We start from the raw sequence: 7663 nt of genomic DNA on the forward strand, positions 1-7663 counted from the left end.
CTGGAACGTCGTACTCAGGGCCGGGCTGGTCCTTCCCGACGTGGCCTGAGCCACCGACAGGAGAAGCCCCCGGATTTATCCGGGGGAGGAGTCACCTGCGAGCGTTCCGGGGTCACGTCCAGCACGCCGTAGCCGTGGGAGCGGTTGGACCTGCTGCCGCTGCACGTCGAGCACGCCGAGGAGATGGCTGCCGTGCTGTCCGATCCGGCCCTGCACAGCTTCATCGGCGGCGCTCCGGACACCCCGCAAGCCCTGCGCTCGCGCTACCAGCGCATGACGGCAGGCTCTCCCGATCCGGCCGTGTCCTGGCTGAACTGGGTGATCCGGCTCCGTGACAAGTCCTGCCTGACGGGCACAGTCCAGGCGACGGTCAGCCCCTCCGGCCACGGCCCCATCGCCGAGATCGCCTGGTTGGTGGGGACCCCGTGGCAGGGAAGAGGCATCGCCACCGAAGCAGCCCAAGGACTCGTCAACTGGCTCAGCCGGCAGCCGGTGCACACCGTCATCGCCCACATCCACCCCGAGCATCGGGCATCCGCTGCCGTCGCCACTGCCGCCGGGCTCACACCGACCGACGAATGGCACGAAGGCGAGATCCGATGGCACCGGAGCATCAGACGATAACTGGGCTTGATCCGCTTTGACAGACACCTGAGATCAGGGGCTTCCGCCCCGGAAGGAAGATGTCTGTCATGGAGAGCATGGGGAAGAAGAAACCGCGTCCTCGCCGCTCGTTCACGCCGGAGTTCAAGGCCGAGATCGTCGAGCTGTGCCGACGCGGTGACCGGTCTGTCGGTCAGGTCGCCAAGGATTTCGATCTGACCGAGACCGCGGTGCGGGACTGGGTGCGCCAGGCCGAGGTCGACGCCGGAGAGCGCGACGGCCTGACCAGCGACGAGCACGAGGAGCTGGCCCGGTTGCGGCGGGAGAACCGCCGGCTACGGGAGGACGTCGACATCCTCAAGCGGGCCACGGCTTTCTTCGCGAAGGAGACCCGGTGACGGTCAACCCGTTCATCGAGGCGGAGAAGCAGGCAGGGCACAACGTCAAACGGGCGTGTGAGCTGCTGAAGGTCTCCCGTGCCGCCTTCTACGCCCGCCGGACCCCCACTCCCGGCCCCCGCATGGTCCGTGATGCCGAGCTGACCGAGAAGATCACCGAGGTTCACGCGGACTCGTGGGGAAGCTACGGGGCCCCGCGCGTCCACGCGGTCCTCCAAAAGGACGGTGAGCGATGCGGCCGACGCCGGGTCGCCCGGCTCATGCGCCAGGCCGGCCTGCAAGGCCGAACCCGCAGACGACGCCACCGCACCACAGTCCCGGACCCCAACGCCACCACGCGTCCCGACCTGGTCCTGCGCGACTTCCGGCCCGACCCGGCCGCCCTCGATTCGCGCTGGTGCGGCGACATCACCTATATCCCGACCGAGGAGGGCTGGCTCTACCTGGCCACCGTGATCGACATCGCCTCCCGTCGCGTCATCGGCTGGAGCGCTGCCGACCACCTGCGCACCGAACTGGTCGCCGACGCCCTGAGCGCGGCCTGGCGAACCCGCCGTCCCAATGGCCCGGTGATCTTTCATTCGGACCGCGGCTGCCAATACACCAGCCGTGAATTCGCCGACCTGGCAAGGGACTTCGACGTCCGGCTGTCGATCGGCCGCACCGGCCAGTGCTGGGACAAACCGTTGTCATCACACTGCGCTCCTTTGCGATGTTGCGTTGTGAGTGGCTTCCCGGGCCGCGATGCGGTCGGAGAGTTTGATGCCCATGGCGACGTGAGGGGCGTTGGGGCCGGGCGGTGGGTAGAGGTAGCAGTTCTTGTCGTTGTAGGGAATGCCGTCGATCAGGCCGGCCCGGCGCCAGATCTTCACTGTCTGGGCGGTGGTGCCGACTGCGGCGGCGTATTCCTCGTGGGTGAGCAGGCCGCGGTCGCGTAGTCGCTGGTAGCGGTGGGTGAGCTGGTAGTTGTCGCGGATGTCGCGGACCAGGAGCTCGGTGAACGGGCGTCCTTTGCCGCTGGTGTGGCCCCGTTCGTTGAGGATCTTCGCGATCTCCCGGTGGGTGTGGTGTTCGAGGAGTTCGTCGACCAGTGCGACGGTGTCGGGATGGGTCTGCCAGGCTTTGCCGCCGGACAGTGGGATCGGGACGGTCAGGGTGTGGTGCTGACCGCCGGACAGCCGGACCTGCGCGGTGATCTGGTCGGTGCGGGTGAGGGTGACATCCGTGATCAGCAGGCGGGCGATACGTTTCCGTTCCCGCATGGGGGTGGCAGGATCGGCCCAGAGGGCGTGGACGTCGGCGGCGAGTGTGGTCAGCCGGTCGCGGACGGTCTGTTCGAGCGGGGCGGCCTCGGTCTTCGCCCGCTCGTAGGTGTCCTTCGCCGCGGCGACCTCGCGCAGAGCGTGGTTCCAGTCGGCCTCCAGGGTGTCGGCGACGAGCCGGTTGTCGGGATCGACGGCGAGGTATCGGCGCCGGGCCAGGTCCGCGCGGTGCTGGGCGCGCTGGACATGGGTGGCCCGCAGCCGGTCGGCCTCGGCGGCCTGCGCGATGAGCTGGTCGCTGACTTTCAGCGCGGCGTCGACGGCGAGCGGGGTGAGGGTGTTCAGGAGGAGTCGGGTGACGGCGGCGTCGATGGCCTTGCCGGGCAGGCGTTCGCAGACGCGTGTGCCGTCCTGGATGGCCCGGGTCATGCACCGGTAGTCGGGGAAGATCTCGTCGCGGTACTGGCGATAGCCGACCGTCATCCGCCGTCCGCACTTGCCGCAGATCGCCAGGCCCTGCAACAGGGCCGGTCCTTCGCGGGCCGGCCCGGCCTTGCGGTCCTCGCCGTGGCTGGCCGCATTGCCGGCCAGCAGGCGGCCGTTGGTCTCCCACCGGGCGAAGGAGAGGTATCCCTCGTGGTGGTCCTCGATCAGCGTCATCCACTGATCACGGGGGACGATCGCCCAGGCGAATGTGCCCTGCGCGGTCCTCGTCGCGCGTCGGCGTCCATAGACGAACGCCCCGGCATAGCAGGGGTTGTGCAGCAGCGAGAGCACCCGCCAGTGCTTGAGCGGGCCCCAGACCAGCTCTCCCTTGTGAGGGCCGGTGCGGATGCGGGCGGGAAAGGAGAGCTTGTCCCGGGCGAAAGCAATGACGACCTGGCGGGCCGAGCCGGTCGCCGCGAACAGGGTGAAGACCCGCTCGACGGCTGCGCGGACCGCGGCGTCGGGGTCCTTGACGATGCGGTCGGCTTGATCGTGGACATAGCCGATGGGCAGGGCCTGCTTCATTTCCCCACGCCGGGCCTTGGACAGCTGCCCGCCCCGCAAGCGGGCCTTGAGCAGGTGGAGTTCGGCCTCGGACATGGTGCCCTTCAAACCGAGGACGAGGCGGTCGTTGAACGAGCGCGGGTCATAGAGCCCGTCCTCGTCCAGGATCAGCGTCCCGGTCAACGCGCAGATCTCCAGCAATCGGTGCCAGTCGGTGTTGTTGCGGGCCAGCCGGGACACTTCCAGGCCCAGCACGATCCCGGCCCGTCCGAGGGAGACCTCGGAGACAAGGAGCTGGAAGCCGTCCCGGCCAGCGGCCGTGGCCCCGGACTGGCCCTGGTCGGTGTCGATCACGGTGATCTGGCCCTCGCCCCAGCCCAGCGCGACGGCCCGGCCCCGCAGCGCGTACTGCCGGGAGGTGGACTCGGTGTTGTTGACGACCTGCTTGAGCGAGGACTGGCGCACATACAGATACGCACCCCGCCGCAGATGATCCGCGGTGACCTTCCCCGCGCCGGACGGCTGTTCCTGCACGACGTACTTCCTCTCGAACGCAACACTCCAGGTGACGGTGACGGTGACGGTGACGGTGACGGTGACGGTGACGGTGACGGTGACGGTGACGGGCTCAGGGCGGCCGACCGTGCCCGAGAACGAGCGAGGCCAGCACGTGCACGAGCTCGATGCCGAGGTGGTCGGCGACGTCGCCTGCGGGCACCGGTGATCGATCGGACTGTTGCCCGCCCGGGCCGCAAAAGGGCCGCCATTGCCCGGCTCCACGCGGCCATGCCCGAGCGGACCAGCACCGACCAGCCATGACGCCAGCCACCGCCGCGTCCCTCCACGACCGCGGACCGCAGCTGTTCGTAACTCGCGCAGACCCGCATCCCGGCGGCCGCGTCAGCTGCGGGGACCTATTTCCTCCTCCTGACTGCGGCCCTCGCGCCTGCGGGCCAGTGCCCGCTCGATGGAACGCGGATGCACCTGGACGCCGAACTCCTCGGCCACCGCCGCGGCCAACGCCGGTGCCTTGAGGCCCGGATCGGCCTGCAGCAGGGCCTCGATGTGTTCCATCACCGGCTGGATCAGCTTCCTCGGCCCCTTCGGCCCAGGCTTGCCCGGCACCAGCGCGGCCGGCCCGCCCGCATCCAACGCGGCCGCTATCGCATAGAAGCTCTGACGGCAGAACCCGAAGGCCGCCGCCGCACGGGCGACGGGCACCTTGTCGACGCGGACCCGGCGCACCATCTCGTACTTCACCTGCACCAGATCGCACGGATCCAGGAACGACGAAGCGGTGAACGCCTCGTCGACCACCGCCTCGGGACGCGGATTGAGCGTCCGCGACTCCCGCAGAGCACGGATCTTCGCCGCACTGCCCGCCGCTGCCGCCATGACCGCCTCCCCTCTCCAGCCCTGTCACCAGGATTCGGACGGACCCGAGCACAGCCAAGCCCCTTGTGACCACCGACAGGAGCAAAAGCAGCAGGCCAGCGCACATTCCACGCTTGCACGCGCCCCTGATCGACACCGCGAGCGCCCTCCCACCCGGCACAAACCCCGCGACGCTCACGGCGCAATCTCCCCGACACCCCGCAGCCGGTCGATCAGCGCGGCAAGCTCGACCAGATCCTGCGTCCGGAACGGACAGACGCCCCCAGCCGCGACCACGAACGCGTCCACCGGCGCCACCGACGTCCACTCCGCCGGGATCCGCGACCGGCCACCCACCTCATCGAAGTAGTACACCCGGTCCCCACGCCAGCACTGCCGACGCTCGATGAACTCCAACTCCAGCCCCGACAGCGGATGGAACGGATGCGTCACCCGCACCCGACCTCCGTCTTCAGAGTCGGAAACCCCAGCAGTCGACGGATCACGCCAACGCGCTTGCTGAGTCGTTCTTCGCCACCCTCAAGCGGGAGCTGATCGGCGACCGGCCGTGGCCCAGCCGGGCGGCGGCCCGCTCCGCGATCTTCGAGTGGATCGAAGGCTGGTACAACATACGCAGGCTGCACAGCAGCCTCGGCTACCGCAGCCCCGCCGAATACGAGACAGCACTCGCGGCCTGACCACCACACCAACGGTGTCCGTCAAAGCGGACCAAGCTCAGTTGTTCCCGGCAGGATGGCAGGCATGGGCCACTGGGTGTACAAGTTCTCGGGTTGCCCCGACTCGGGGGACTACCAGCAGATCGCGGATGATCAGGAGCCGGGCGATGTGGTGCTGCGTGAACGCCCGGGCGGTCTGGGCATCGTGGACGGGTTCGTGCGGGAGAGCGTCGACGACATGATGATGGTGGCCCGCTTTTGGTGGGTGGCCAGCGGAGACCCGTCCACGGTGGCACCGGCGGTGCTGCAGGCATCCGGACTTCCGCCCCTCGCGCGGCGCGATGCGCGGCCGGTGCGCACGGGCAGCGAGCCGGATGCCAGCGAGTCCGCTTGAGGGGCATCCCGAGACTGCTTTCGAGACTTCCGTCGTGGCTGTGCGCGACAGTCGTCGCGCACAGCCAATCTCCTACTCCTCTGTAGCGGGTTCTTCAGCCCCGGTCTCCTCGGCCGCGGCGGGGGCCGGTTCTTCGGTCCCAGTCTCCTCGGCCGCGGGGGTCGCGGGTTCTTCAGCCTCGGTCTCCTCGGCCGCAGGGGTCGCGGGTTCTTCTGCTTCCGTCTCCGCCGCCTCGGGGGTCGGCTCTTCGCCCTCCACAGGGCCGGCCTCAGTCGTGGCCGGTGACTCCTCGGGGGTGGTCTCCGCCTCTGTCCCTTCGGCCGCAGTGGGCTCCTGCTCGGCGTCGCTCACGTGCTCACCGCCTTTCCATACTGACAGGCAGGAAGAGGCTCAGGTGTCGCCTGGTCGGACGACCGTCATGATGCGGAATTCACTACTCATGATGTCACCGAACAGCACGATTTGAGGCTTATCGCAAGGTTGCCAGGAATACTCTGGAAACCTGCCGTAGGCCGCTGTGATCAACCCCGACGGCGGGCGGCGGAGTCGCGCTCGGCGACGTGCCGGGCGACCGCGTCGACGCCGGGGCGAGCGTAGCGTTCCAGGGAGCGGACGGAGGCGTGGCGGGAGCGGGCCAGCAGCATCGGCGTGGACGTTGCCCTTGCCGAAAACTCATCCGCCCTGGTGGGAGCCAACCGGACTTGGCACGGCTTCTCGCTGCCCCGGCGGGCTGTCACCTCTCCCGCTCACTTGCCCCGGTGGCGCGGTCACTGTCGAGCCCGTACGGCTGTTGGTCTGCATGGTGATCTTCCCGCCGTGCCCGGCGCAACACCGCGCCTGGCCGTCCACCGCGGCTGATTGCGCAACCTGGTAGCCCACGCCAGTCATGGGATTGCGCAAACACCGCGACGGTGGCCCGACCCAGTCCTGCGCACTGGGCAACCGCAGCGAGCCTGGCGGCTCAGGCTGATCTTCAAGCCGCAGCCGCAGCCGCAGCCTGCGGGCGGGCCTGTCGGCCCCGGGCGGTTGACGCGGGGATTAGGAGTGTGTTCCGGCCGCCGTTGCCGGGCGGAGGACCGGTGGTGATCCTGCTCATCTCGGCGCCGGCGGGCTCGATGGAGCTGGCCCGGTCCGCGAGGCCGCAGCTTCGCCCTGGCCCGGGCCCCCGCGTGACGTGGGCATGCGGCTAGCCCGGGTGACAGACATCAGACTGTCCGCTAGCCCATACTGGAAGAGCACAGGAGGAGGAGGTGCAGATGAGCGTCGCAGCGATCGAGATCGACCACACCGGTCCGTGGACCGTCGCCGATGTCCTTGCGCTTCCTGAGGACAGGCGCTTCCGCTATGAGCTACTGGGGGAATCCCTCGTCATGTCGCCCGCTCCCGGACTGCGCCATCAGCGGGCGAGCTTCCGACTCCACGTGGCTCTCGATGCGGCAGCTCGCGCAGTCGGCGCGCCGGTCGAGATCCTGGAAGCGATCAACGTCACGCTCCCCTCCGGTCTCGTGGTGCCGGACATTGTCATCGCCGACGCGGGCGCGGCCGCCGAGGACGGAGTAAGCCTCGACGCCGAGGCGGTGCAGCTGGTCGTTGAGCTGGTGTCGCCTGGTAGTAAGACGATGGACCGGAAATTCAAGCCGCTGCTCTATGCCGAGGCTGCGATCCCCCACTACTGGCGTGTGGAATTCGACCCGGCGCCGCGGCTCATCGTGACCGAGCTGGAGAACGGCCGGTACGTGGAGAAGACCACTGTCCTCGCGGGTGCGGTCACCCGGCTTCACGCTCCGTTCCCGTTCGACATCGACCCTGCCAGCCTCACCAGCCGCACGTGACCGCCAGGAAACAGCGGGCATTGGCCGGCTAGGAGCGTGTCTCAGTAACCGTCAGCTGGCCGGGAGGTCCTGATCGGCGGGATCGTTCACGGTCGCCCGGTCAGCGCCTGTGGGGCCGACGGGCGGGTCGGTC

Annotated in this window: 10 protein-coding genes and 2 pseudogenes; 7 read left to right on the forward strand and 5 right to left on the reverse strand. The window is 68.9% G+C overall.

Annotated elements, in window-relative coordinates; translation table 11 throughout:
- The first annotated feature begins 144 nt into the window (after positions 1 to 144).
- The 3 genes and pseudogenes from ACFV9O_RS38930 to ACFV9O_RS38940 form a co-directional block, all read left to right on the forward strand.
- A complete protein-coding gene (locus tag ACFV9O_RS38930) occupies positions 145 to 624 on the forward strand; it encodes a GNAT family N-acetyltransferase (RefSeq protein ID WP_385427428.1) in 480 nt (159 codons plus the stop codon).
- Positions 625 to 692: 68 nt separating this feature from the next.
- Complete coding sequence (locus tag ACFV9O_RS38935; protein WP_385427431.1) at positions 693 to 1001, forward strand: transposase; 309 nt, start codon at positions 693 to 695, stop codon at positions 999 to 1001.
- A pseudogene (locus tag ACFV9O_RS38940) lies at positions 998 to 1672 on the forward strand (IS3 family transposase); the annotation flags it as partial. The gene ACFV9O_RS38935 and the pseudogene ACFV9O_RS38940, both read left to right, overlap by 4 nt.
- 21 nt (positions 1673 to 1693) lie before the next feature.
- On the opposite strand, the gene ACFV9O_RS38945 reads toward ACFV9O_RS38940, so the two are convergent.
- Positions 1694 to 3787, reverse strand: a complete 2094-nt coding sequence (locus ACFV9O_RS38945; RefSeq protein WP_385427433.1) for a recombinase family protein — start codon at positions 3785 to 3787, stop codon at positions 1694 to 1696.
- A 31-nt stretch (positions 3788 to 3818) separates the two neighbouring features.
- On the opposite strand from ACFV9O_RS38945, the gene ACFV9O_RS38950 reads away from it, so the two are divergent.
- Positions 3819 to 3977 (forward strand): hypothetical protein, encoded by a 159-nt coding sequence (locus ACFV9O_RS38950; RefSeq protein ID WP_385427436.1) that lies wholly within the window; start codon positions 3819 to 3821, stop codon positions 3975 to 3977.
- Positions 3978 to 4153: 176 nt separating this feature from the next.
- Here the strand turns inward: ACFV9O_RS38950 and ACFV9O_RS38955 are convergent, their stop codons facing one another.
- Together ACFV9O_RS38955 and ACFV9O_RS38960 are read right to left on the reverse strand one after the other, a co-directional pair.
- The gene (locus tag ACFV9O_RS38955) at positions 4154 to 4648 is read right to left on the reverse strand and encodes a helix-turn-helix domain-containing protein (RefSeq protein WP_385427438.1); all 495 of its coding nucleotides are present in this window, start codon (positions 4646 to 4648) and stop codon (positions 4154 to 4156) included.
- Positions 4649 to 4822: 174 nt separating this feature from the next.
- On the reverse strand, positions 4823 to 5080 hold the full coding sequence (locus tag ACFV9O_RS38960) for a DUF5372 family protein (RefSeq protein WP_385427441.1): 258 nt from the start codon (positions 5078 to 5080) through the stop codon (positions 4823 to 4825).
- A gap of 56 nt (positions 5081 to 5136) precedes the next feature.
- Here ACFV9O_RS38960 and ACFV9O_RS38965 point away from each other — a divergent pair.
- Together ACFV9O_RS38965 and ACFV9O_RS38970 are read left to right on the forward strand one after the other, a co-directional pair.
- A pseudogene (locus tag ACFV9O_RS38965) lies at positions 5137 to 5325 on the forward strand (integrase core domain-containing protein); the annotation flags it as partial.
- Positions 5326 to 5389: 64 nt separating this feature from the next.
- Positions 5390 to 5698 carry a hypothetical protein gene (locus tag ACFV9O_RS38970; RefSeq protein ID WP_385427444.1) on the forward strand — a complete coding sequence of 103 codons (309 nt, stop codon included), beginning with the start codon at positions 5390 to 5392 and terminating at the stop codon, positions 5696 to 5698.
- A gap of 72 nt (positions 5699 to 5770) precedes the next feature.
- Here the strand turns inward: ACFV9O_RS38970 and ACFV9O_RS38975 are convergent, their stop codons facing one another.
- Together ACFV9O_RS38975 and ACFV9O_RS38980 are read right to left on the reverse strand one after the other, a co-directional pair.
- The gene (locus tag ACFV9O_RS38975; protein ID WP_385427446.1) at positions 5771 to 6049 is read right to left on the reverse strand and encodes a hypothetical protein; all 279 of its coding nucleotides are present in this window, start codon (positions 6047 to 6049) and stop codon (positions 5771 to 5773) included.
- Between the two features lie 170 nt (positions 6050 to 6219).
- A complete protein-coding gene (locus tag ACFV9O_RS38980; RefSeq protein WP_385427449.1) occupies positions 6220 to 6342 on the reverse strand; it encodes a PmrA in 123 nt (40 codons plus the stop codon).
- Between the two features lie 612 nt (positions 6343 to 6954).
- On the opposite strand from ACFV9O_RS38980, the gene ACFV9O_RS38985 reads away from it, so the two are divergent.
- Positions 6955 to 7530, forward strand: coding sequence for a Uma2 family endonuclease (locus ACFV9O_RS38985; protein ID WP_385427452.1), 576 nt, complete (start codon positions 6955 to 6957; stop codon positions 7528 to 7530).
- The last annotated feature ends 133 nt before the right edge of the window (positions 7531 to 7663 follow it).

Source organism: Streptomyces sp. NPDC059909, assembly GCF_042730885.1.
Taxonomy (GTDB): domain Bacteria; phylum Actinomycetota; class Actinomycetes; order Streptomycetales; family Streptomycetaceae; genus Streptomyces.